Origin of the sequence: Micromonospora sp. DT81.3 (genome assembly GCF_049847225.1) — a bacterium.
Classification (GTDB): Bacteria; Actinomycetota; Actinomycetes; order Actinomycetales; family Microbacteriaceae; genus Microbacterium.
On the sequence record NZ_JBNCNY010000007.1, the window covers coordinates 109,983 to 134,116 of the forward strand.

Genomic DNA, 24,134 nt, shown 5'->3' on the forward strand with positions numbered 1-24,134 from the left:
CGTCGGTCGATTCCCTTGTCGGATAACTCCATGCGTGTTGGGAAAGGGTTGTCGAACTTCTACCATCGAGGCAGATCCCCTTTCCCCCCTGCGATGTGAGGACCCCCATGACCGACACCGTTGTGCGACCCGAGAAGCCATCCAGAAGCAAGCGAACCCCCGCGGGAGGCGCACCGGCCGCCCCGGCGACGCCGGAGGAGGCATCCGACGCCCGCATCGACGTCGACCGCGTGAACGAGCTGCTGCTCGGCACCTGGGCCGACACCCGCCGCGAGGCCCGCGAGATGCTGAAGGACCCGGCCTTCCACCGGGTGGACGGGCTCAGCATGGACGAGCACCGCGAACGCGTGCTGACTCAGCTGCACCTGCTCGTCGAGCACGGCGGCGTCCTCCGCGCCTTCCCGAAGGAGTACGGCGGCGAGGGGAACAACGGCGCCAACATCGCCGGCTTCCAGGAGCTCGTCGTCGCCGACCCGAGCCTGCAGATCAAATCCGGCGTGCAGTGGGGCCTCTTCGGCTCGGCGGTGCTTCAGCTGGGCACCAAGGAGCACCACGACAAGTGGCTCCCCGGCATCATGAACCTCGAGATCCCCGGCGCGTTCGCGATGACCGAGACGGGCCACGGCTCGGATGTCGCGGCGATCGGCACGACGGCCACCTACGACCCTGACACCGAGGAGTTCGTGCTCCACACGCCCTTCCGCGGCGCCTGGAAGGACTACCTCGGCAACGCCGCCCTGCACGGCATCGCCGCGACCGTGTTCGCGCAGCTCATCACCAACGGCGTCAACCACGGCGTGCACTGCTTCTACGTGCCTCTCCGCGACGAGAACGGCGCATTCCTGCCGGGCATCGGCGGGGAGGACGACGGCCTCAAGGGCGGACTGAACGGCATCGACAACGGCCGCCTGCACTTCGACCACGTGCGCGTTCCCCGCACGAACCTGCTCAATCGCTACGGCGACGTGGCCCCGGACGGCACCTACTCGAGCGAGATCAAGAGCGCCGGCCGACGGTTCTTCACGATGCTCGGCACCCTGGTGCAGGGCAGGGTGTCGCTCGACGGCGCCGCGTCGTGGGCGTCGGCGCTCGCCCTCTACATCGCCATCACGTACGCCACCCAGCGCCGGCAGTTCGACTCCGGAGCAGGCACCAGCGAGGTCGTGCTGCTCGACTACGGCAAGCACCAGCGCCGCCTGCTGACGCGGCTCGCGAGCACCTACGCGCACATCTTCTCGCACGACGTGTTCCTGCAGAAGTTCGACTCGGTCTTCAGCGGGGACGCAGCCTCGGATGCCGACCGTGAGGACCTCGAGACCCTGGCTGCGGCCCTCAAGCCGCTGTCGACCTGGCACGCGCTCGACACCCTGCAGGAGGCGCGCGAGGCCTGCGGCGGCGCGGGTTTCCTCTTCGAGAACCGGCTCGTCGGGCTGCGGGCCGACCTCGACATCTACGCCACGTTCGAGGGCGACAACAACGTGCTGCTGCAGCTCGTCGGCAAGCGCCTGCTGAGCGACTACGCGAAGCAGTTCAAGGGCGCGGATGCCAAGAAGCTCGTGGCCTACGCGGCCGGCCAGACCGCGGGGCACGTGTTCCACGGCTCCGGACTGCGCCAGCTTGGCCAGGCCGTCAGCGACTTCGGCTCGACCGCTCGGTCGGTCGAGCGGGGTCTCCGCGCCGAGCAGCAGCACGAGCTGCTGACCGAACGCGTGCAGCAGATGGTCGCCGACATCGCGGCCCGCCTGCGCCCGGCCGCCAGGCTCTCGAAGGAAGAGGCGGCGGCGATCTTCAACGCCAGTCAGTCCGAACTCATCGAGGCGGCCCGTGCGCACGGCGAGCTGCTGCAGTGGGAGGCGTTCACGGATGCCGTCGACGCGATCGAGGATGCCGGCACCAAGCAGGTGCTCACCTGGATGCGTGACCTGTTCGGCCTCGGGCTGATCGAGAAGCACCTCGCGTGGCACCTGATCAACGGGCGCCTCTCGACCCAGCGCGCCGCGGCGGTGTCGAGCTACATCGACCGCCTGTGCCTGCGACTTCGTCCCCACGCCCTCGACCTCGTCGACGCCTTCGGCTACGCGCCGGAGCACGTCCGGGCCCCGATCGCGTCGGGTGCCGAGCAGGAGCGCCAGGACGAGGCGCGCGCCCACTACGACGCGCTGCGCGAGGCGGGCGTGCTGCCGACGCCGGAGAAGCACATCAAGAACTAACCGGGACACCGCCTCGCGGGCTGACCCATGCCGAAGGGACCCGATCTGCTGCTCGAACACGCCAGAAGCAGCAGATCGGGTCCCTTCGCGCTCCGGAGAATGCGGACACACCATCTGTCCGTGATGCACGGCAGTGTGTTCACTAGTCTGAACAGTCGGAGGAACACGATGTCCGTTGCCACGCAGAACGCCGCCACCAGCCCTCACGTCGCCGATTCCCATGAACTGATCCGGGTCGTCGGGGCGCGCGAGAACAACCTCAAGAACATCAGCGTCGAGATCCCGAAGCGCCGGCTGACGGTGTTCACCGGGGTGAGTGGGTCGGGCAAGTCGTCGCTGGTGTTCGGGACGATCGCCGCCGAGTCGCAGCGCCTCATCAACGAGACCTACTCCACGTTCGTGCAGCAGTTCATGGGCACCCTCGGCCGTCCCGAGGTCGACGCGCTCGAGAACCTCAGTCCGGCGATCCTGGTCGACCAGGAGCGCATGGGGGCGAATGCCCGCTCGACGGTCGGCACGGCGACCGACGTGCACGCCATGCTGCGCATCCTCTTCAGCCGGCTCGGGCAGCCGCACGTCGGCTCGCCGCAGGCGTTCTCGTTCAACATCCCTTCCGTGAGCGGCAGCGGGGCGATCACCGTGCAGCGCGGCGAGGGCAAGCCGCAGCGCGAGCACCGCACCTTCGAGCTCACGGGTGGCATGTGCCCCCGCTGCGAGGGTCTCGGCGAGGTCAGCGACGTCGACCTCGACGAGCTGTTCGACAGCAGCAAGTCGCTCGCCGACGGCGCCATCACGATCCCCGGCTACAACGTCGACGGCTGGATGGTGAAGGGCTTCACGGAATCGGGCTTCCTCGATCCCAACAAGCCGATCAGGGAGTTCACGGAGAGGGAGCGCCAGGACTTCCTCTACAAGGAGCCGACAAAGGTCAAGCTGCGCGACTTCAACATGACGTACGAGGGGCTCATCCCGAAGATCACCAAGAGCTTCCTGCAGAAGGACCGCGACGGCCTCCAGCCGCACATCCGCGCGTTCGTCGAGCGGGCCGTCAAGTTCACGGCGTGCCCCGCCTGCGGCGGCACGCGTCTCAACGACGGAGCGCGGTCGTCGAAGATCCAGGGTGTCAACATCGCGGATGCCGCGGCGATGCAGATCACCGATCTGGCGGCGTGGCTGCGCACTGTCGAGGACCCGGAGGTCGCACCGCTCATGGCCGGGCTGCGCGACACCGTCGACTCCTTCGTCGACATCGGCCTCGGCTACCTCTCCCTCGATCGCGCGTCGGGCACGCTCTCGGGCGGCGAGGCGCAGCGCACGAAGATGATCCGCCACCTCGGGTCGAGCCTCACCGACATCACCTACGTCTTCGACGAGCCGACCGCGGGCCTGCACCCTCATGACATCCAGCGCATGAACGAGCTGCTCCGGCTCCTCCGCGACAAGGGCAACACGGTGCTCGTCGTCGAGCACAAGCCCGAGGTCATCGCGATCGCCGACCACGTCGTGGACCTCGGCCCGGGGGCGGGGCGGAACGGCGGCGAGATCATGTTCACGGGGGATGTCGAAGGGCTCCGCGCCTCGGGCACCCTGACGGGCCGGCACTTCGATCACCGAGCGCAGCTCAAATCGTCGCTGCGCGCGCCGAAGGGACACCTCGAGATCCGCGGCGCGACCCAGCACAACCTGAAGAGCGTCGACGTCGACATCCCGCTGGGCATCCTGACCGTCGTCACCGGCGTCGCCGGCTCGGGCAAGTCGTCGCTGATCCACGGCAACGTCCCCGCGTTCGATGATGTCGTCGTCGTCGACCAGTCGGCGATCAAGGGGTCTCGGCGCAGCAGCCCGGCGACCTACACGGGCCTTCTCGATGGCATCCGGGCCGCGTTCGCCAAGGAGAACGGTGTGAAGCCCGCGTTCTTCAGCGCCAACTCGGACGGCGCCTGCCCCGCGTGCAAGGGGCTCGGGGTCATCATCACGGAGCTGGGGTTCGCCTCCACCGTCGAGACCCTCTGCGAGGTGTGCGGCGGCACGGGCTTCTCCGACGAGGCGCTCGGCTACCTGCTGGACGGCAAGAACATCGCCGAAGTGCTCGGGATGTCGGTGGCCGAGGCGACCGAGTTCTTCGCGGCATCCTCGGCGAAGGGCCCCGCGCAGACGATGCTCGCGCGCCTGAGCGACGTGGGCCTCGGCTACATCACGCTCGGGCAGGCGCTGAACACGCTGTCCGGCGGTGAGCGCCAGCGACTGAAGCTCGCCATCAGCATGGCCAAGAAGGGCGCGATCTACGTGCTCGACGAGCCCACGACCGGCCTGCATCTGGCCGACGTCGACAACCTGCTCGCGATGCTCGACAGGCTGGTCGACGCCGGCAACAGTGTCATCGTGATCGAGCACCACCAGGCCGTGATGGCCCACGCCGACTGGATCATCGACCTCGGACCCGGTGCGGGCCATGACGGCGGCACGGTCGTGTTCGAGGGATCGCCGGCCGACCTCGTGGCGAAGGGCGAGACCCTCACCGCCACGCACCTGCGGCACTACGTCGGGGCATAGGACAGGGGGTCCGGGCCCTTTTCCTCTAGCGCCCGGTGTCGTAGAGGTGCGGGCCGCCGTGGCCGAGCACCTTCACCACGATGCCGCGGCGGTGCAGTTCGGCGACGGTGCGCGTCTCCTCGTCGATGTCGCGTCCCAGCGCGTGCACGCTCGTGACGACGAGAACGTCCCCGGAGCGGACCGTGCCGAAGAAGCGGCTCAGTCGGTCCTCCCACGTCTCCAGGATGTCGGGCGCCGGATGCCGGAACCCCTCGATCGGGACGCCGAAGCGCGTGAGGTCGTCGCGCTGCTCCACGACCGGCGGCATGCCGTCCCGAGCCACGACGAGGCCCACGAGACGGGACCCGGCGGGACGGGCCTGCCACCAGTCGCGGTCGCGCTGCAGCTCGACGAAGCACTTGGGGCAGTCGGCCGCCGTGTGCGGCAGGTGCAGCGGGCTCGTCTGCAGCCCGGGTTCGGAGGAGTGATCGTGCGGGGCGTGCCGCGTGGCGGCATCCGTCACGCCTGCTGTCTCGCTCATCCGCGCTCCTTCGTCCCCTCTATTGTGCCTGGCGTGGCGACACTCCGTAACCGAGCCGGGGCGGGGAGACCGCTGCGAGCGGGACGACCACTCAGAGGACGCCGAGTTCGCGCACCGCGTCGCGCTCGGCCGCGAGTTCTGCCACCGATGCGTCGATGAGCCGTCGCGCCCGGTCGTCGATCTCGAGCCCCTCGACGATCTGCCAGCCGGTTCCGTCGCTGCGGACGGGAAACGACGAGACGAGGCCCTCCGGCACGTCGTACTCGCGGCGGGAGATCAGACCGGCAGACGTCCATCCCTCGCCCGTGCCGTGCACCCAGTCCCGCACATGGTCTATCGTCGCGTTCGCGGCCGAGGCGACGGACGAGGAGCCACGAACCTCGATGATCTCGGCACCTCGTTTCGCCACGCGCGGCAGGAAGGTGTCGTCGAGCCAGGCGGCGACATCCACGTCGAGCCGCTCCGCGAGCGCGTCCGTCACCGCTCGGCCGCCGACCGTGGCGTGCGCGACGTCGGCGAACTGCGTGGCGGAGTGGTTGCCCCAGATGGTGACGTTCCGGATGTCGCCGACCGGCGCGCCGAGCGCTTGGGCGAGCTGGCCCTTGGCGCGGTTCTCGTCCAGCCGGGTCAGGGCCGTGAACCTGCTCGGATCGATGTCGGGGGCAGAGGCAGCGGCGATCAGTGCGTTCGTGTTCGCCGGGTTGCCCACCACGACCACGCGCACATCGTCCGCCGCGTGCGCGCCGAGCGCGGCACCCTGCGGCCCGAAGATCCCGGCGTTCGCGGCCAGCAGGTCGGCACGCTCCATGCCCGGACCACGCGGCCGCGCGCCGACGAGGAGCGCCAGGTTGCACCCGTCGAACGCCACGGCGGGGTCGTCGGTGATCTCGACGTCGGCCAGCAGCGGAAAGGCGCAGTCCTGCAGCTCGAGCGCCGCACCCTCTGCCGAGCGCAGTCCCTGCGGGATCTCGAGCAGGCGCAGCCGCACCGGCACGTCGGGCCCGAGCATGTCTCCTGCCGCGATGCGGAACAACAGGGCGTAGCCGATCTGCCCGCCCGCTCCGGTGATGGTCACGGTGGTCGGTATCGACCGTGTGGTCGGGGTGGTCCCCGCGGTCGGAGGAGTCGCTGCCATGCCCCGAGCCTAGGCGCGTGTGCAGAGTATAGACATCCGTGGCCCTTCGCGGAGCCGCCTGACGATCACAGCCGGCGTCAACTACCGTGGGGCCATGACGTTCAATGAGAACGCCAATGTCGGGGGAAACAAAGCGCGGCGCCGTGGGCGCGGAGCTGCGGTCGCCGGCGGCGGCGTGGGAATCGTGGGGATCGCCGTCCTGCTGATCAGCATGTTCACGGGTGTGGACCTCACAGGCTTGGTCGGTGGTGGCGGAGCACCCCAGCAGGAGCAGACCGGCGGTTCCGAGATCGCGAACTGCGAGACGGGCGCCGACGCCAACGCCAACGACGCTTGCCGGCTGGCGGCGGCATCCCTCGCCATCGACCAGTTCTGGGCCGAGAACGTCGAGGGATACCGCGAGCCGGAGCTCATCATCGTGGATGTCGAGACGGGCACCCAGTGCGGCACGGCATCCAATGCGACCGGCCCGTTCTACTGCCCGCCGGAGGAGAACGTCTACGTCGACCCGACGTTCTTCGCCCTCCTGCGCGATCGCTTCGACGCCACCGCCGGCCCGCTCGCCCAGCTGTACGTGCTCGCGCACGAGTACGGGCACCACATCCAGCAGATCACGGGCACGATGCAGAGGTATCCCGACAACGGCACGGGGCCGGACAGCAACGGCGTGCGCATGGAGCTGCAGGCCGACTGCTATGCCGGCGCGTGGGTCGGGGCGATGACCGAGCAGGAGGATGAGGCCGGCGTGCCCTTCCTCGAACCCCCGACGCGGCAGCAGATCGCGGACGCGCTGAACGCCGCCGCGACCGTCGGCGACGACCACATCCAGGCGGCGTCCGGGGGCGCCGTCAATCCCGAGGGCTGGACGCACGGGTCGAGCGAGATGCGCCAGCGCTGGTTCGACGCGGGCTACGACAACGGCATCGGGGCGTGCGACACCTTCGCCGTGCCGGGAAGCAGCCTATGACCGAGGCCGACGCGCTGTACCCCCCGATCGAGCCCTACGACAGCGGCATGCTGCTGGTCGGCGACGGTCACCGGGTCTACTGGGAGTGCAGCGGGAATCCGCACGGCAAGCCCGTCGTGTTCCTGCACGGGGGACCCGGTGCGGCGACCTCGCCCTCGCACCGCCGGCTGTTCGACCCGGAGAAGTACCGCATCGTCCTGTTCGACCAGCGCGGATGCGGACGCAGCACGCCGCATGCGGCGTGGCCGGATGCCGACCTCCGGTACAACACGACGTGGCACCTGGTGGCCGACATCGAGCTGCTCCGCAAGAACCTCGGCATCGCGCGCTGGCAGGTCTTCGGCGGCTCGTGGGGCAGTGCACTGGCACTCGCCTACGCGCAGGCGCACCCCGAGAACGTGACCGAGCTCGTGCTGCGGGGCATCTTCACCCTGCGGCGCCACGAGCTGGAGTGGTTCTACGAGGGCGGCGCCGAGGCGATCTTCCCGGACCTCTGGCAGGACTTCGTCGCTCCGATCCCGGTACTGGAGCGGTCCCGCCTGATCGAGGCGTACCACCGGCGGCTGAGCGATCCCGACCCGGCGGTGCACGTACCGGCGGCCGTCGCCTGGAGCACGTGGGAAGCCTCCACATTGACCCTGCGGCCGGATCCCGACCTGGTGTCGAAGATGGCTGAGCCGCACGCCGCGACGGCGTTCGCGCGCATCGAGAACCACTACTTCATGCACGGCGGCTGGTTCCGCGAGGGCCAGCTGATCGCGGATGCAGGGAGGCTGAGGCACATCCCGGCCGTCATCGTGCAGGGACGTTACGACATCTGCACGCCGATCATGACCGCGTGGGATCTGCATCGTGCCTGGCCGGAAGCGGAACTTGTCGTCGTGGATGACGCCGGTCACTCCGTCACGGAACCGGGCATCGCCGCAGCGCTCGTGGCGGCTACGGACCGCTTCGCCTCCGCCTGACCCGCCGCGCGCTTTTGGCTCGGCGGCTCGGTGTAAGCTGCCCGGTGCTCGGAGTGAGGTAGGAGGTGGTGCTATGCGCGCACGCCCCGGATCAGGTCGGCGGCGGCCTCTCCGATGACGATCGCGGGCGCGTTCGTGTGGCCCCGGATGACGGTCGGCATGACCGACGCGTCCGCCACGCGCAGTCCTTCCACGCCGCGAACGCGCAGCTCGGAGTCCACCACGGAGGCGTCGTCCAAGCCCATTCGCGCCGTGCCTACGGGGTGGTAGAGAGTGTGCGAGTACCGCCGGATCGAGAGTTCGGCCCGCTGCTCGGGCGTGAGCTCGTGTCCGTCGGTGGGCAGCACCCAGCGGCCCGTGGTGAGGGCGCCCAGCGCGTCAGTGGCGATGATGCGCTCGCAGATCGCGAGGCCGGCCAGCAGCGTCTCGGCGTCGACGCCGTCGGGATCGCTGAGGTAGCGCGGGTCGATGAGCGGCTTCGCAGCCGGATCCTTCGAAGCCAGCCGGATGGTGCCCCGGCTGCGGGGTTGCAGCAGGATCGCCGCCACCGTCAGCCCGTGCTCGGGTGCGGGCACGAGGCCTTCTCCGACGTAGGGGACGGGGGCGAAGAGGATCTCGATGTCGGGGAGGTCCGCCGGCATCCCCGTGCGGTCCGCCATCTCGGTGCGCACGAAGCCGATCGCCTCCGCCACGTTGGATGTCAGCATCCCGCGACGGGACGCGAGGTACCGCGCGAGTTCGGTCGGGCGGCCGGCGTCGAAGAGCGTGCCGCCCTTCGCCTGCGGCGCGAGTCCTGCGACGAGGTGGTCCTGCAGGTTCTCGCCGACCTCGGGGCTGTCGACGATGACCGGGATGCCGTGTTCGGCGAGGTGCTGGGCCGGTCCGATGCCGCTCAACATCAGCAGCTGCGGGGTGTTGATGGTTCCACCGCACAGGATCACCTCGCGCCGTGCGACGGCGTGCCTGCGGACCCCGCCGACCTCGACGTAGACGCCGGTGGCGCGGGGGCTGTGCGTATCGGGCGAGGCGCCCTTCGTCTCGGTCGCTTCGCTCCCTCGCTCAGGGACCGCTCCACGGGACGACGTGCCTGCACGCGCCTCGAACGTCACGCGTCGCACGTGCGCGCCGGTGAGCACGCGCAGGTTCGGCCGGCGACGCGCCGGACGAAGGTATGCATCGGCGGTGGATGCCCGGCCGCCACGCCTTTGCGACACCATCGTCTGCGAGAAGCCCTGACCCTCGGGCAGGTTCGCGGGCGTGACGGGAAAGCCCGCCTCCCGAGCCGCGTCGAGGAAGGTCGCCGTGGCCGGCCGTGGGTCGCGTTGGTGCTCCACCGACTGAGGACCATCTGTGCCCTGTGTCGGATCCGTCGGGCCCTGGGTGCGCTCGACGCGCTGGAAATACGGGATCAGCGACTTCCATGACCACCGCTCTCCCGCGGTGTGCGCCCATCCGTCGTAATCGGCCGCGAATCCGCGCACCCACATCATGGCGTTCAGCGACGACGAGCCCCCGAGTGTCTTGCCCCGCGGCCAGTAGACGGTGCGGCCTTCGAGGTGCGGCTGGGGGACGGTGTCGTACCCCCAGTCGTAGATGCCTCGGAAGAGCTTCGAGAACGCGGCCGGCACGTGCAGCTCGAGCTTCGTGTCCGGACCTCCGGCCTCCAACAGCAGCACGGAGACGGTCGGATCCTCGGTGAGGCGCGCGGCCACGGCGGCGCCCGCAGACCCCGCGCCGACGACGATGTAGTCGGCGGTCAGCCCGTCGCGTCCGAACGGCCGGGCAGCGGCATCCCGTCTCGTCGTGCGGGCCGCGAGCGGATTGGTGAGCCGTCGCGAGCGGCTCACGCGCGGAACGCCTTGGCGAGTGTCCCCGCAAGCCGCACGAGGCTGCCATCCATGCGGTAGCGCGCGAAGCCCTCACTGACCTCGGAGCCGGTGCGCGAGGTCACGAACCACGGTGGCTTGGGCAGCAGGCCGCCCTTCGACACGCTCCGCGTCCGGATCATCGTCGGCAGGGAACGCGGGAACGGACGGAAGGGACCGCGAGCCACCGACCGCTCCACTCCGGCGAGGAGGAGGGCGTTGTGCACGACTCCGATGCCGCTGCCGACATCGTGCAGGGTGCCGCCGGGGAATCCACCCCATGTCAGCACCGGAGTCAGGTAGTTGAAGGCGGTCCAGGTGTTGATCGCGATACCGCCGTACCGAAGGTCGGCGATGGCGCGCTCGAACCCGTCACCCAGGGCCTTCTGCGTCGCGGGGTCGATGAGGACGTTGGCGCCGAGGCTGCCGGTGAGCTTATCGTTGGCGTGCGCCACCGCCGCGTCGACGAACTCCTGTCCGAGTCCTGGCAGTTCGATCACTCCGAGCACGGGGGAGAAGTACTCCGTCCCCTCGAGTGCTGAGGCGTCGGCGCCGCCGTCGAGATGGACGAGCGCACGGGTGCGATCCGAGAACCATTCGGCGTCCGGGTAGGCGGATGCCGCGGCCTGGAGCTTCTCGTCGGCCCGGGGATACCAGACCGGGCGAGCCGGCGCAGCCGCGTACGCCTCACGGAGCGACCCCAGGAAGGCCTCGCGCTGCGGCCACTCCGACGAGAGGAGGACGACCTGGGCGGCGACGCAGTTGTGGCCGCTGTTCTGCAGCCGCATCGTCACCACGTGCTCCGCCTGGAAGCGCAGGTCGGCGTCCGTCCAGACGCCGGGAACCACGATGATCGGCGACACCCCGCCGAGCTCGCTGGTGATCGGGGTGGTCAGCTGGGGACTGTCCTCGGCGCGGCGCCTCTCCGCCTCCTCACCCGTGCCCCACACGATGGCATCGAAGGTCGTCGCCGAGCCCGTGATGTGCACGTGATCGATGCCCGGGTGGGCGGTGAGGTATTCTCCGACGTCCGGCCCGCCGGAGACGATGCGCACGAGACCGGGCTCGATCAGCGGAGCGAGGGCCCGCTCGAACACCGGGATCAGGGGGTCCATCGTGGGGTTGAGCTTGAGGAGCGCGACGCGGTTGTTCGCGAGCAGCTCGTAGAGCACGTCGAGCACGGGGATGGAGGTGACGTTGCCGGCGCCGAGTACGAGGCCGACGCCGCCCGGCGCTGTGGGGTGGCGCTGTCCGAGCCCCGCCGTCGCGCGGACCTCGTCGAGCGTGAGGCCTGGCGCCATCCAGATCTCGCCGGAGAAGCCGGACAGCAGAAGCGAGTCCATCGGCTTCGCGGGGAAGACATGCGCTCGGATGCCACCGGTCGGCGCTTCGTCCACGCGCAGGCCGTCGAGCGGATTCCCGCCCTTCTGCAGAGTCTTCAGCGTCTGCTCATAGGCGCGCAGCGAAACGAGGACCGCGTACGGTCCGCCGAGCCACTCCTCGCCGCGCAGGGGGTGACCGGCCGGCACGCCCTTGAGGTCGGATGCGGCATCCGCCCATTCTTCTGCGACAGCCGACACCGTCGCGTGCAGTCGCTCGAGGAGCCGCCCCCGCTGCCCGAGGGTCAGGTGGCTCCAGATGCGCGCGCCCTCGCCGAGGGCGGCGAGGGCGGCATCGACCTCGGGGTGGGCGCCGGACGGGTTCCCGCCGGATGCGACGACCCCCGGGTCGGATGCTTCGGATGCGTGCGGGGCGGACGCGGAAGCGTGCGGGGCGGAGGCCTTCGCGGCGGGGGTCATGGGCGCTCTCCTTCGGGCGGTTGCACCAGCATACGTCCGGCTCGGGAGCGTCTCGTTCGCCCTGGATGCGGCTCCGGCGCTCCGTCGGATCCCTCATCGCGGCGGGTGGGCGTACGCCGGATCAGGTGACGGGCGCGGCCTCAGGACGTTCGGCGAGGAATGGGCCTGATCTCGAGCACATCGCCTGAACCGGCGTACGCGCGGGGCCCGGATCCCTATTCCAACGCGCCGCGGACGGCCCGCATGCCCTCCAACGTCTCGGTGAAGCTCGTGGAGAGTGGCGAGAGGCCGATGCGCAGGCCGCCGGGGTCGCGGTAGTCGGGGATCACGTCCTGCTCCCACAGCCGCGCCGTCACCTCCCGCATCCGCGGGTGGGACAGGGTGATGTGGCCTCCGCGCTCGCCCGCACCCCGCGGAGACGCGAGCGTCACTCCGAGCGGCGCGAGGAGCGCATCGGCGAGGCGCACCGCGAACTCTGTGAGCGCCACCGACTTCTTCCGGAGTGCCTCGATCCCGACCGTCTCGATCAGCCGAAGCGTGTCCTGCAGGGCGAGCATCCCGACGATGGGCGGCGTGCCGGAGAGGAACCGGCGCATGCCTTCGCCCGGTGCATACGAGGGTCCCATCGCGAAGACGTCCGCCGCACCCATCCACCCCTGGATCGGCTGGGCGAGCGCCGACTGGTGCCGCTCCGCGACATACGCGAACGCGGGCGAGCCGGGGCCGCCGTTGAGGTACTTGTAGGTGCAGCCGACGGCGAGGTCGAAGCGCCACGCGTCTGCCTCGATGGGCACCGAGCCGGCCGAGTGGCAGAGGTCCCAGAGCACGAGTGCCCCTGCGTCGTGGGCGATCCGGGTCAACTCGGCCGCGTCCGCGAGGAACCCCGACCGGTAGGCGACGTGGCTCAGCAGCACCACGGCGGTCTGGGGACCGACGGCCTCCCGCAGGAGTTCGGGGGACACCCCGGCTGCGCGATCGACCTCGACCCACCGCACGCGTCCGCCCCGTTCCGCGGCGATGCCCTCGGCGAGGAACCGATCCGTGGGGAAGTTGTCCCGGTCGATGACGATCTCGACCCGCCGGGGATCCTCCGCGGCGCAGGAGTCGAAGGCCGCCCGCAGCAGCTTGTAGAGCAGCACGGTGGTCGAGTCGCCGATCACGGTCTGCCCGGGGGCCGCGCCGAGCGCGGTCCTCCCGATCGTGTCGCCGATCAGGAACGGCAGCTGCATCCACGACTCGTCCCAGCCGCGGATTAGGCGGCCGCCCCACTCTTCGCGCACGAACGTCTCCAGTCGCGCGGCGGCGCTGCGCGGCGGACGGCCCAGCGAGTTGCCGTCGAAGTAGACGAGTGACGTCTCGGAGCCCACGAATTCGTCGCGGAGGGAGCGGAGGGGGTCGGCCGCATCGAGCGCGGATGCCTCGGCCGCGAGCTCGGAGGCGGATGGGATCTGGCCCGCTGTGGTCAGGTCGCCGGTGGTCAGGTCGTCAGTGGTCATCGTGCACCAGCTCCTCGGCGGGAAGGACCGTCGCACCGGCGAGCCAGCCGGCGACGGAGTCGAGATCGGTGGGCGGATGGCCCGGAACGAAGGTGGCGACGGCGTTCGAGCGCTCGGGAAAGGGCCAAGGGTCGCTCAGCGCGGCGATCAGGGCGGCGCCGCGCACGCCCGCCGCGTGCAGCCCCTCAAGCTCTCGCACGTTGACACCCACCGGCTGCGCGCCGTTGCCGAGGTCGGTGCCGTAGAGCAGCCGGCCGCCGTCGGAGACGAAGCGGGCGACGTTGTCGATGGCATCGGCCGCGGCATCCCCGTCATGGATGCTCAGCGTCGAGATCCAGCGCTGCGACGACGCGGCGCGGCGCACGAGCGACTCGTCGAGCCGCTCGCTGAAGGGAGCGTGCGCCAGCACGTCGACGCCGGCCTCGACGGCGCGCTCCGTCATCCCTTCGCCTTCGACGTGCGCGACGACGGGAAGCCCGTGGCTGCGCGCGGCGGCGATGATCGCCCGCAGCAGGGCCGGTTCCGGCACCGGACCGGTCGAGGCGTTCAGCGTGACCTTGACGACGGATGCCCCGAACGAGGCCTGCTCGTCGACCGCCGTTCCCGCCCCTCCGGCGACACCGGGAACAAGCGACGGGTCGGACACCTCGCGCACGATGGCATCCGGCGCCCACGAGCGTCCGACGGGGTATCCGCCCACGGCGGTGAGGAACGCGCCCGCGTACGCCGCGCGGGGCATGTGGTTCTTGAGGCGACGTGCGAGCTCCACGGGGTCTCCGCCGAGGTCGAGCACCGCGGCGATCCCGTGCGAGAGCAGCGTGCGCTCGTCGATCAGATGCAGGTGGACATGGTGGTCGACGAACGGCGGAAGCACCACGCCGTGGTCTCCGCTGATCGCCCGACGGCAGAGGTCGGCGTGGGGTCCGAGAAGCTCGCGAAGGGCGAACGCATCGAGCCGCCGCATGGGTCAACCGGGAATCTCGGTGCGGACGGCGAACAGCTCGGGGAAGAAGGTGAGTTCGAGCGCTTTCTGCAGGAACGGCACCCCGCTCGATCCGCCGGTCCCCGTCTTGAACCCGATGATCCGCTCGACGGTCTTCAGGTGCCTGAACCGCCAGAGCTGGAAGTTGTCCTCCAGGTCGACGAGCTCCTCGCACGTCTCGTACGCGGCCCAGTGCTTCTGGGGATCTGCGTAGATGCCGGCGAAGACCGACACGAGCTCCGGCACATATGTCCAGGCGAGGGTGACATCCCTCTCCAGCACTTCGTCGGGGATGGCGTAGCCCTCGCGCGCCAGCAGGCGCAGGAACTCGTCGTACAGGCTCGGCGCCTCGAGGCTCGACCGCACGAGCTCGCGGGCGGCGGGATCGGCGGAGAACACCCGCAGCATGCCGGCGTTCTTGTTGCCCAGCGTGAACTCCACCGCACGGTACTGCGCCGACTGGAATCCGCTCGCGTTGCCCAGCACTCCGCGGAATTGGCCGTACTCGGCAGGCGTCAGCGTCGCGAGCACCGACCACTGCTCGGTGAGCGTTCGCTGGATGTGCTTGACCCGGGCGATGCACTTCAGCGCCGGTGCGAGCTGATCCTCGCGCAGGCAGCGGCACGCGCCCGACAGCTCGTGCAGCACGAGCTTGAGCCACAGCTCGGTCGTCTGATGCTGGATGATGAACAGGAGCTCATCGTGGTGCTCGGGCGAGCTCAGGGGATGCTGGGAGGCCAGCAGCGTCTCGAGATCAAGATAGCCGCTGTAGCTCATGCGGTCGGAGAACTCGGTGACGACCGATTCCTCGATCGTCCGCGTATTGCGTTCGACGCCCCCGCTCACCACGTCAGCCTAGTGAGTGCGGCGAGGCGTTACAGCACGGCCAGCTCGCGCAGCTTCGACTCCACGTCGGCGTTGCTCGGCTCCACGTGGTGCGAAGCGTCGGGGTAGACGACGACGGGGATGCGGGTGCGCCCGGAGATCTCGCGGGCCACGTCGGCCGCCGCGGGGTCCGTCTCGAGGTCGATGTAGGTGTAGTCGACACCGAGTCCATCGAGCTGCTTCTTGGTCCGGCGGCAGTCGCCGCACCACTCGGCGCCGAATATCGTGATCGTCTCGGGGGTGGGAGAAGTCATCCCTCAAGCCTAGGCGCGTGTTGCTGAGCGGTCGCCGAGTCCTCCGCAAGTCGGTACTCGATCGGCACCTCTTCGTCCGTGTCGACGTGCTTACTGGGGGCGTAGACCACGAGCGCATGGAACACGAATCGCACCGCGAACGCGAGAACGAGGGTCACCGCCGCCGCCAGCACGCTGGGAACGTGCGCGGCCTCGACCAGCACGTAGATGAACGGGATGCGGATGAGTGCCTCGGCGTTGTTGAACGCGAAGGACTTGAGGAACCTATGCCGCATGAGACCGCTCGATGAGCGGAGGTCGTGGAAGACGAGGTACTCGAGCAGCAGGAAGTTGCCGATGATGGTGAACTCGCTCGCGACGACCGCAGCCCAGATGTACTCGACGCCCAGCTGAACGAGGAACCACATGATCGCCAGGTTCGCCACGGCGCCGAACCCGCCGACGAGCGCGAAGGCCGACATCCGCCCGAAGCGCAGCACCGTGAGCTGTGTCAGGAACCGCAGTCCCTGCGCCACGGAGGCCTTGGACGCTCCCGCGTACCGCGCCCCGAAGTCGAACGGCACCTCGGCGATGCGCAGCTGGCGACGGGCGAGGATCTCGAGCAGGATCTTGAACCCGCGCGGTTCGAGTTCCTCGACGTCGACCGCATCGCGGTCGAGGAGGAAGAATCCGGTCATCGGGTCGCTGCAGTCATGCAGCTTGCGGGGGAACATGGCCCGCGTGACCATCCTGGTGAGGCGCGAGACGGCCGTGCGCAGCCAGCCGGCCAGCCCGAGCGATGTGCCTCCGCTGGCATACCGCGAGGCCACGACGATGTCGACGTCGCCCTGGCCGGCGCGCGCGGCGAGTTCGCCGATCTTCTCCGGTGGATGCTGCAGGTCGCCGTCCATGACGAGGCACCAGCGGTAGCGCGCGACCAGCACGCCGTCAATGACGGCGCCGCCGAGCCCGCCGGTGGGCACGTCGCGATGAATGAGCCGCACGGGCAGAGTGGATGCCGCTGCCGCCGTCGCGATGATGTCCGGGGTGTCGTCGGTGGAGTCGTCGACGAAGATCACGTCGAGCGTGTGGTTCCCGGTACTCGCCTCGAGCCTGCGCAGCAACTCCGTGACGTTCGGACCCTCGTTAAGGGTCGGGATGATGACGGAGATTTCCAGGACCGTGCTCCGGATGTCGGCGGTGGCGGTGTGGCGCTGAAGCCGGAGCGCGCGCCACATTGCCGGGCTCTCAGCGTATCGTGCGGCCTCGGGCGCCAGCCGAGCGCCGGCTATGAGATGCCCAGGAGACCGCAGTGGTCTCCGGTGTGAGACGGCCCCACCCCGACCGGGGTGATGACACCCGCCTGCACCGGGGGAGTGCAGAGGGTGATCGCGGGGTGGGGCCGTTGAAGCGGAAGCTCGTCGCCCCAGACGGCGAGCTTCCGCCGGCTTCCGCCGGAGGCGGAAGATCAGTGCCGAACGGCGAGGGCGCCGTCGGCGAGGTCCTTGCTGCGGTCGAGGTTCGACATGACATCGAGCGCCCGTCGCAGCGCGGTGCTCGAGGTGTGCACCGTGTACGGGAAGTAGACGATCTCGACCCCGACGGCGGAGAACTCCCGTTCCAGGCGGTCGCCCTTCGCGGTCCCACGCCAGTCGTCACCCTTGAAGAAGTGGGTGAAGCCGACCTCTTTCCAGACGTCGAGCTTGTCGGGGACCGTCTCGATGTGGACGTCGTCGACGTAGCGAATATGCCGCACGATCTCGGCCCGCTCCGCTGTGGGGATCACGGGCTCGACGCCCTTCACCGCCCGCAGCATCTCATCGCTGACGACACCCGCGATCAGGAAGTCGCAGTTCTCCTTCGCGTGACGAAGGATGTTGAGGTGCCCGACGTGGAAAAGGTCGAAAGCACCCGCGGCATAGCCAATGCGCTGAGCCATTGTTTGTGAGCCCCCAGAACTCGTGAAGCGATCCCCATCGCTGATTCCCCAGTGGCGCCCCGTGACAGATCAACGGGACGCATTCCGCACTATACCGCCTCAACCCTTGCGCAGCATCCCAGATTCGGAACCGACGCAATCCCGGTTTCAGGGCACCGCGTTGACCACGACGTCCTCGACGCTCACCGTCACCGGGCCGTTGGTCGTGGACGAGCTGACATACGCCCCCAGTCCGAGTGCACCGGTCCCCTGCAGGGCGCTCGTGCTGTCCGTCGCGACAGCCTGCCAGGCGGCAGGCTCCGGCGATCCGTCGAGCCACACCTTCGCCCGCAGTGTCGTCGGCGAAGTGGCCGTCGCCTGCGTCCTGATGTGGAGTTTCGCCTGCGCCGGGACCGTGAGCCCTGCGACGGCGCCGCCCGCCAGAGCCGTTCCGTCTCTCATGAGCTGCAGCACGGCGGAGCCGTTGGCGTTCAGGCGCACCCTGGCGCCGTAGACAGCAGAGCCGATGACTCGTGTGTTGACCAGGAAGTTCAAGTACTGGTTGGGGAGCTTGTCGAACGACACCACGGCGTGCACGTCGACGTCGGATGACGCGACCTGCGCGAGGGTCGCGGTCAGCGTGGATCCCGCCGTCGCAGAGAATCTCCCGGCTCCGGAGGACACGGAAGTCTTCGCAGCGGAATTCACCGTCCACGGACCCCCCGCATCCGCCGTGCCCCAGCCGGTCGCGACGGTGCGCGAGAAGGAATCGGCGGCGATCGCGGATGTCGGCGGCGCGGACACCGTGACGGTCTGCGTCGAAGATGCCGACGCCCCGTCGTCGTCCGTCACCGTGAGCGTGACCGGATACTGTCCCGCTGTGCCGAAGGTGTGAGAAGCGGTCTGCCCGGCCTTCACCACGCCGCCGAAGCTCCAGGAGCGGGACACGATCACGCCGTCGGAATCGGTCGAGCCCCCGGAGTCCGTCGACACGGTCAGTCCGGATGTCGTCGCGGAGAAGGCTGCGACGGGCGGTACGTTCGCCGGCGGCGGAGTGGAGCCCACCCCGACCACCGAGAGGTTGTCGTACCCGACATTCACCGGGCCGTTCGTGGCCGTTGCCCAGAGATACGTGCTGAGCCGCACCGACCCGGCGGACTGGAGGGCGGGTGTCGCGTCGGTCACGGTGTAGTTCCACGACGTCGGCTCCGGGGCGCCCGCGGGCCACACGCGCACGCGGAGAGTGGTCGGAGAGGTGCCGAGGGTGTCGACGCGGACGGAGATCGGCGATGACGGACCGATGGAGCCCGCGACGGAGCCTCCGCCGAGCACGGTGGCGTCGCGCATGAGCTGAACGGCGACGGTCCCGTTCGAGTTCAGCCGGAGCCGGGCTCCGTACGAAGCGGTGCCGACCACTCGCCCCATGACGGTGCTCGTGAGCACCTGGTCGGCGAGCTTGTCCACCGACACGGTCGCGGCGACCGACGTGTCCGTCGACGAGATCGCGCCCAGCGTGGCGTTGAGCGTGGAGCCGGCGGTCGCCATGACGCGGCCCATCCCTCCCGAGACCGAGAACTTCGTGGTCGAGTTCACGGTCCACGCCCCGCCCATCTCGGCGGTCCCCCAGCCCGACGCCGTCGTGCGCGTGAACGTGTCCTGGGCAAGCACCGGCGGGGCACTCGAGCCGGCGGTGAACGACCAGGTCGGTCCGCGCGTCACGGATGTGCCGTCGTCCACGGTCGCGTACCAGTCGAACACGGTACCCGCGGAGAGCGTGGGGGCGGCGAGCTGCGCGGTGCCACCGCTCGGGACGGTCACGGTGCCCAGAAGCGGCGATTCGACCGGCGGTGCGGTCATGTCATAGCTCCAGGCGAACGCGCTGTCGGCATCCGTCTCGCGCGTACCCAGCCACGGCGAGTAGGTCGTCGCGGTGACCTCGTCGCGTGCGGGGCTGAAGGTGTAGTAACGGAGCCAGCCGTCTCCGCCGTTGGGGCGGCCCTGATAGTCCGACAACGCGGACTGCACCTGGCGGCCGCAGGCGTTCGCGTCGCTCCGGTTCGCCTCGCCGTCCAAGCCGTCGGTGAAGTGACCGTTCACGACGAGGAAGATCTGGCAGTTCGGGTACACCAGCTTCTGCCAGAGCGCCGCGCCGCTATTGCCAGGAACGTCCGTCCGCACGACCTGCGTGCTGAACGCACCCGCCACATTCACGAAGCTGTGGGTGGCCAGGATCGCCCGGCGATCGGGGTGGGCCGAGAGGACGCGCTGGGCCCACGCCACCACATCGTCGGGCGCGTTCAGCTCGAGGCTGAGCAGCAGGAAGTCCATCCCGCCCGCGGTGAAGAGCGAGTAGCTGTTCATGTTCCGCCGGTCGACCGGGTCGGGCCCGAACTGGCTCTGCCCGTAGTACCCGCCGTATCTGGCGGTCGGCGAGTTCCATGAGGCCGCGCTGTAGCGCGAGACCGGGAAGTTCGCGTCGTATCCCGCGAAGGCGCCCGTTGCCAGGTCGAAGTCGTGGTTGCCGGGGACGACGGCACTGGGAACCCCGCCGTCGTCGAGGATCTTGTACGCGTTGTTCGCCCGCGACCACTGAGCGGCCGACGTCTGGTTGTCGACGATGTCGCCGACGCCTGCGACGTACGCCAACGACAGACGGTCGCGCTCCGCCACGATCCACTGCAGCTGACTGTTCAGCACGGGCATGTTCGCCGTGGTCAGGATGTAGTTCTGCGTGTCCGGCAGCACCATGAGGGTGAAGTCAGAGCCTGAGGGGCTGCCCGGGCCACGTGGCGCGCCGTGGAACGAGACCTCGACCTGCGCGTCATCCGGGTCGGTGGCCGTCACCGATAACGACGTGCCGGGCGCCGCCGTACTCCCGTTCGCGGGTCCCACCAACGTCGGCGGAGGAGGTGGCGCCCCCGCCGCGCTCGCCGGAGCGGGAACGGACATCGCAAGCGCGACGATGAGAAAAAGGCCGAGATATCGAGCACGCGACGTCGGGTGCGAGCGCATCGATCCACCTCCCCAGGAGATCGAATGAATGCCTCAACGTAACACCGCGAGGGCCGGTGGCATAGGGAAACCCGCGTCCGCCGTTTGTGTCGACGGTGTGTCAGGGGGATGAGATTGCTCTCAGGCAATAGATTCCGGGTCACGATTTGGTTACTCTCACCACATCCCCCTCGCCCGTGCGCGGCCTGCAACCAGGCACCCCCCTTTACGCGTACCGATCCCCCAATGGTGGCTTGTGCATACTCGATCGTCCCTACCCAGAACCAACACAAAACCGATTCGCCGAAAGCGGATCTCGGCAGCAGTCGCGATCCTCTCCCTGGCGCTCGCGGGCGCGGTCGCGGCTCCGACCGCGGCGACCGCCGCGGAGTCCCAGACCCTCTCGCTGAAGCCCGGATCGACCAGTGTGGTCGCCATCGGTGGAAGCGGCACGGTCGGCTCAGCGACGCTGAGCTTCAACGTTCCGCAGCTGCCGAAATCCGGTGGCGGCCTCTACACCAGCGTTCGCGTTCGCTCGAACAGCGCCGGCGCGTACGTGCTGCAGTCCCGAGTGTTCCCGGACGGCACCGTCAATCTCTCTATCAAGAAGTCCACGCGCAGCGGTGGCGCCGAAACGCTCACCCCGATCGGCAACGCACAGGTCCTGCGGAAGAAGGCGACGCCCGGCGCGACGATCGACCTCCGTCTGATCGCGGACGGCAGCGCGACGACTGTTCTCACGGGCTACGCCAGGCTTGCAGGAAAGATCGTCAAGGTGAGCGCGATCGATTCGAAGGCTCCTCTCACCGCAGCCGGCCGTGCCGACTCGACCTTCTACGTCTCCTCGTCGACGCCCGCCATGTCGGCAGTGGTCAGCTACAAGGCCCAAACACTGTCCAACCCGGCGGCACCGGCGCCCGCTCCGGCACCGGCCCCCGCTCCTGCACCGGCTCCCGCTCCTGCACCGGCCCCCGCTCCTGCACCGGCCCCCGCTCCTGCACCGGCCCCCTCTCCTGCGCCGGCACCGGCGCCGCCCTCTCAGTGGCCGAACGGCTCGACCACGGGCGTACCGCGCGGCGTGGGCCTGCAGGTGTACAACGGCGATATCACGATCAACGAGCCGAACACGGTGATCGAGGGGCTCGAGGTGCGAGGGATCATCACCGTCAACGCGCCCGGCGCCGTGATCAAGAATTCGAAGATCGTCGGCACCTCCACCCCGCGCTCAGTGGGGCTTGTGAACAACATCGTCTCGGGCGCGTCGTTCACGGTCATCGATTCCGAGATCGCCGCCGCCGTTGAAGACCCGCTCTGGAACGGCATCTATGGCAGCAACTTCACCGCGATCCGGGTGAACGTTCACCGTGTCGTGGATCCGATCCGCATCTATGGCAGCAACGTCACCGTGAAGGACTCCTGGCTCCACGACTCCACCTACACCGAGAAAGACCCGTACCGTGACGGGACCCCGACTCACGACGACTCGGTTCAGATCCAGGCGGGTGACAGCATCCTCCTCGAGGGCAACCGCATGGAGGACGCCCACAACGCGGCGATCATGATCGGTCAGGACAGGAATCGCACTCGGATGAGCAACATCGTGATCCGCGACAATTACCTGCAGGGTGGCGCGTGCACGGTCAACATCGACCAGACGCCGGCCGTGGTCAAGCCGTCGTTGGTGGACAACGTGTTCGGTCCCAAGCGCAAGAGCGCGCCGTGTGCGGTGATCGCCCCGCACGCGAACGCCCCGGTCTTCTCCGGAAACATCTGGGAGGCGACGGGAAAGCCGATGAACACGTACATCGTCGCGCCGTAACGCTCCGAGCAGAGAACGACGGGCCGGATCCTCCTCTGAGGGATCCGGCCCGTCGTCATGTGAGCGAGCGCCATCATGACCGCGGATGAGGGCGGCAAGGCCTCCCGAAAAGACTGATCGATCGGTCGATTATGAGCCGAGCCCTGGTCGAAAATTAGACTTCTATCAGCAATTTTGTTGACGATCACGATTTGATTACGCTTGCAACAATCCCCCTCGTCCCTGCGCGGCTTGCCAACGCAAACACCCGCCCGCGCACCGAAACCCCCATTGGTGGCTTGTGCATACTCGATCGTCCATTCCCGAAATCAGACAGAAACCCCTCGGCACAAAGCGGTTCGCCGCGATGATCGCGGCTCTCTCGCTCGCGGTGGCCGGCGCAGTCGGCGTCCCCTCAACCGCCACTGCGGCCGAGCTCCAGGTGCTCTCGCTCGAGCCCGGCTCCACCGACTCGGTGGCGATCGGCGGAAGCGGCATTGTCGGCTCCGCGACTCTCACGTTCAACGTGCCACAGCTGCCGGCGTCGGGCAGCGGGCTCTACACGAGCGTTCGTCTGCGATCGAACAGCGCCGGCGCATACCTTCTCCAGTCGCGTATCAGTCCTGATGGCACCGTGAAAGTGGCTCTCAAGAAGTCGACGCGCAACGGCGGTGTGGAGACGCTCCAGACGATCAGCGATGACCAGTTCCTTCCCTCCAAGGCCACTGCCGGTGCGGCGATCGACCTCCGTCTGGTCGCCGAAGGCACCACGACGACAACCCTCACCGGCTACGCGCGGGTGGCGGGACAGGTCGCAGAAGTGAAGGCGACCGATTCGAGCGCGCCCCTCACCGCTGCCGGCACCGCCGACTCGACGTTCTACGTCTCGACCTCGACTCCGGCGATGTCAGCGGTGGTCAGCTACACGGCTCAGACGCTGTCTTCGACCGCCGCCCCCGCGCCTGCACCGGCGCCGGCTCCAGCGCCTGCGCCCGCTCCACCGTCGGATTCCCTGGCCGGCCCTTCGAACACAGGCGTGCCCACCGGCGTCACCCTCACTGTTCACCAGGGCGACATCGTGGTGAAGCAGGCGAACGCGGTGATCGAGGGCCTCGAGGTCCGCGGTGTCATCGTGATCGAGGCTCCGGGCGTCGTGATCCGCAACACCCGTGTCGTCGGCGGTGCTGTTCCGGGCCGAGCAGGCCTCGTGAACAACGTCGCGTCGGGTCAGCCCTTCACGATCGTGGACTCCGAACTCGTCCCGACCGTCACGTCGCCCTATTGGAACGGCATCATGGGCAGCAACTTCACCGCGGCGCGCGTCGACATCCACCGCGTCGTCGACCCTGTCCGAGTGCTGGGCAGCAACGTCACGGTGCGCGATTCCTGGCTGCACGACAACTCCCACTATGTCAACGACCCGCTCTGGAATGGTGGTCCTTCCCACACCGACTCGATCCAGATCCAGGCCGGCACCAACATCGTGATCGAGGGCAACCGCATCGAGGGCGCGCACAACGCGGCCGTCCAGATCACCCAGGACACCTCGCGGACCCGATTGGGCACGATCAGGATCGCTGACAACTACCTGCAGGGCGGAGCGTGCACGGTGAACATCGCGCGCACACCCGCTTTCGTGCAGACATCCATCCTCAGCAACGTGTTCGGGCCCGAGCGAGAGTACGGGCACTGCGCGGTGATCGCGCCGACCTCCAACGCCCCGTCGCTGTCGGGCAACGTCTGGGAGGCGACCGGCCAGCCGATGAACGCCTACACGGTGCTCCCGTAGCCTTTTCTCGAAGAACGGCCCCTTCCTC

General features: G+C 68.9%; 17 protein-coding genes. 6 read left to right on the top strand and 11 right to left on the bottom strand.

All coding sequences use genetic code 11. From position 1 onward, the window contains the following. Positions 1 to 107 precede the first annotated feature (107 nt). Entirely contained in the window at positions 108 to 2,210 is a 2,103-nt protein-coding gene (locus tag ACPW96_RS16295; protein ID WP_425884313.1) for an acyl-CoA dehydrogenase, read from the top strand. Positions 2,211 to 2,378: 168 nt separating this feature from the next. Then, complete coding sequence (locus tag ACPW96_RS16300) at positions 2,379 to 4,763, top strand: ATP-binding cassette domain-containing protein (RefSeq protein WP_425884315.1); 2,385 nt, start codon at positions 2,379 to 2,381, stop codon at positions 4,761 to 4,763. 25 nt (positions 4,764 to 4,788) lie between these two features. Here ACPW96_RS16300 and ACPW96_RS16305 read toward each other — a convergent pair whose 3' ends face one another. Both ACPW96_RS16305 and ACPW96_RS16310 read right to left on the bottom strand, forming a co-directional pair. Further along, positions 4,789 to 5,283, bottom strand: a complete 495-nt coding sequence (locus ACPW96_RS16305; protein ID WP_425821949.1) for a recombinase family protein — start codon at positions 5,281 to 5,283, stop codon at positions 4,789 to 4,791. A 91-nt stretch (positions 5,284 to 5,374) separates the two neighbouring features. Then, positions 5,375 to 6,418, bottom strand: coding sequence for a malate dehydrogenase (locus ACPW96_RS16310; protein WP_425884316.1), 1,044 nt, complete (start codon positions 6,416 to 6,418; stop codon positions 5,375 to 5,377). A 94-nt stretch (positions 6,419 to 6,512) separates the two neighbouring features. Between ACPW96_RS16310 and ypfJ the strand changes: the two genes are divergently transcribed. Next, positions 6,513 to 7,385: a KPN_02809 family neutral zinc metallopeptidase gene (gene ypfJ, locus ACPW96_RS16315; RefSeq protein WP_425884318.1), complete on the top strand. Its 873-nt coding sequence runs from the start codon at positions 6,513 to 6,515 to the stop codon at positions 7,383 to 7,385. Next, entirely contained in the window at positions 7,382 to 8,350 is a 969-nt protein-coding gene (pip, locus tag ACPW96_RS16320) for a prolyl aminopeptidase (RefSeq protein ID WP_425884320.1), read from the top strand. Before ypfJ ends, pip begins: the two co-directional genes overlap by 4 nt. Before the next feature lie 71 nt (positions 8,351 to 8,421). Here pip and ACPW96_RS16325 read toward each other — a convergent pair whose 3' ends face one another. The 9 genes from ACPW96_RS16325 to ACPW96_RS16365 form a co-directional block, all read right to left on the bottom strand. Then, positions 8,422 to 10,197 carry a GMC family oxidoreductase gene (locus tag ACPW96_RS16325; protein ID WP_425884321.1) on the bottom strand — a complete coding sequence of 592 codons (1,776 nt, stop codon included), beginning with the start codon at positions 10,195 to 10,197 and terminating at the stop codon, positions 8,422 to 8,424. After that, complete coding sequence (locus ACPW96_RS16330; protein WP_425884323.1) at positions 10,194 to 12,014, bottom strand: aldehyde dehydrogenase family protein; 1,821 nt, start codon at positions 12,012 to 12,014, stop codon at positions 10,194 to 10,196. The genes ACPW96_RS16325 and ACPW96_RS16330 overlap by 4 nt, the downstream gene beginning before the upstream one ends. Before the next feature lie 215 nt (positions 12,015 to 12,229). Continuing rightward, the gene (locus ACPW96_RS16335; RefSeq protein WP_425884324.1) at positions 12,230 to 13,510 is read right to left on the bottom strand and encodes a kynureninase; all 1,281 of its coding nucleotides are present in this window, start codon (positions 13,508 to 13,510) and stop codon (positions 12,230 to 12,232) included. Continuing rightward, positions 13,500 to 14,474 (bottom strand): amidohydrolase, encoded by a 975-nt coding sequence (locus tag ACPW96_RS16340; protein WP_425884325.1) that lies wholly within the window; start codon positions 14,472 to 14,474, stop codon positions 13,500 to 13,502. The genes ACPW96_RS16335 and ACPW96_RS16340 overlap by 11 nt, the downstream gene beginning before the upstream one ends. A gap of 3 nt (positions 14,475 to 14,477) precedes the next feature. Beyond that, positions 14,478 to 15,338 (bottom strand): tryptophan 2,3-dioxygenase, encoded by an 861-nt coding sequence (gene kynA, locus ACPW96_RS16345; protein ID WP_425884326.1) that lies wholly within the window; start codon positions 15,336 to 15,338, stop codon positions 14,478 to 14,480. A 29-nt stretch (positions 15,339 to 15,367) separates the two neighbouring features. Beyond that, positions 15,368 to 15,631 (bottom strand): glutaredoxin family protein, encoded by a 264-nt coding sequence (locus ACPW96_RS16350; RefSeq protein ID WP_425884328.1) that lies wholly within the window; start codon positions 15,629 to 15,631, stop codon positions 15,368 to 15,370. Next, on the bottom strand, positions 15,628 to 16,848 hold the full coding sequence (locus ACPW96_RS16355; RefSeq protein ID WP_425884330.1) for a glycosyltransferase: 1,221 nt from the start codon (positions 16,846 to 16,848) through the stop codon (positions 15,628 to 15,630). Before ACPW96_RS16355 ends, ACPW96_RS16350 begins: the two co-directional genes overlap by 4 nt. A 230-nt stretch (positions 16,849 to 17,078) precedes the next feature. Next, positions 17,079 to 17,549: an adenylyltransferase/cytidyltransferase family protein gene (locus tag ACPW96_RS16360; RefSeq protein WP_425821929.1), complete on the bottom strand. Its 471-nt coding sequence runs from the start codon at positions 17,547 to 17,549 to the stop codon at positions 17,079 to 17,081. A gap of 147 nt (positions 17,550 to 17,696) precedes the next feature. Further along, positions 17,697 to 20,372: a PKD domain-containing protein gene (locus ACPW96_RS16365; RefSeq protein ID WP_425884331.1), complete on the bottom strand. Its 2,676-nt coding sequence runs from the start codon at positions 20,370 to 20,372 to the stop codon at positions 17,697 to 17,699. A gap of 574 nt (positions 20,373 to 20,946) precedes the next feature. On the opposite strand from ACPW96_RS16365, the gene ACPW96_RS16370 reads away from it, so the two are divergent. Both ACPW96_RS16370 and ACPW96_RS16375 read left to right on the top strand, forming a co-directional pair. Further along, positions 20,947 to 22,338 carry a hypothetical protein gene (locus ACPW96_RS16370; RefSeq protein ID WP_425884332.1) on the top strand — a complete coding sequence of 464 codons (1,392 nt, stop codon included), beginning with the start codon at positions 20,947 to 20,949 and terminating at the stop codon, positions 22,336 to 22,338. Between the two features lie 346 nt (positions 22,339 to 22,684). Continuing rightward, complete coding sequence (locus ACPW96_RS16375; RefSeq protein WP_425821923.1) at positions 22,685 to 24,106, top strand: hypothetical protein; 1,422 nt, start codon at positions 22,685 to 22,687, stop codon at positions 24,104 to 24,106. Positions 24,107 to 24,134: the final 28 nt, after the last annotated feature.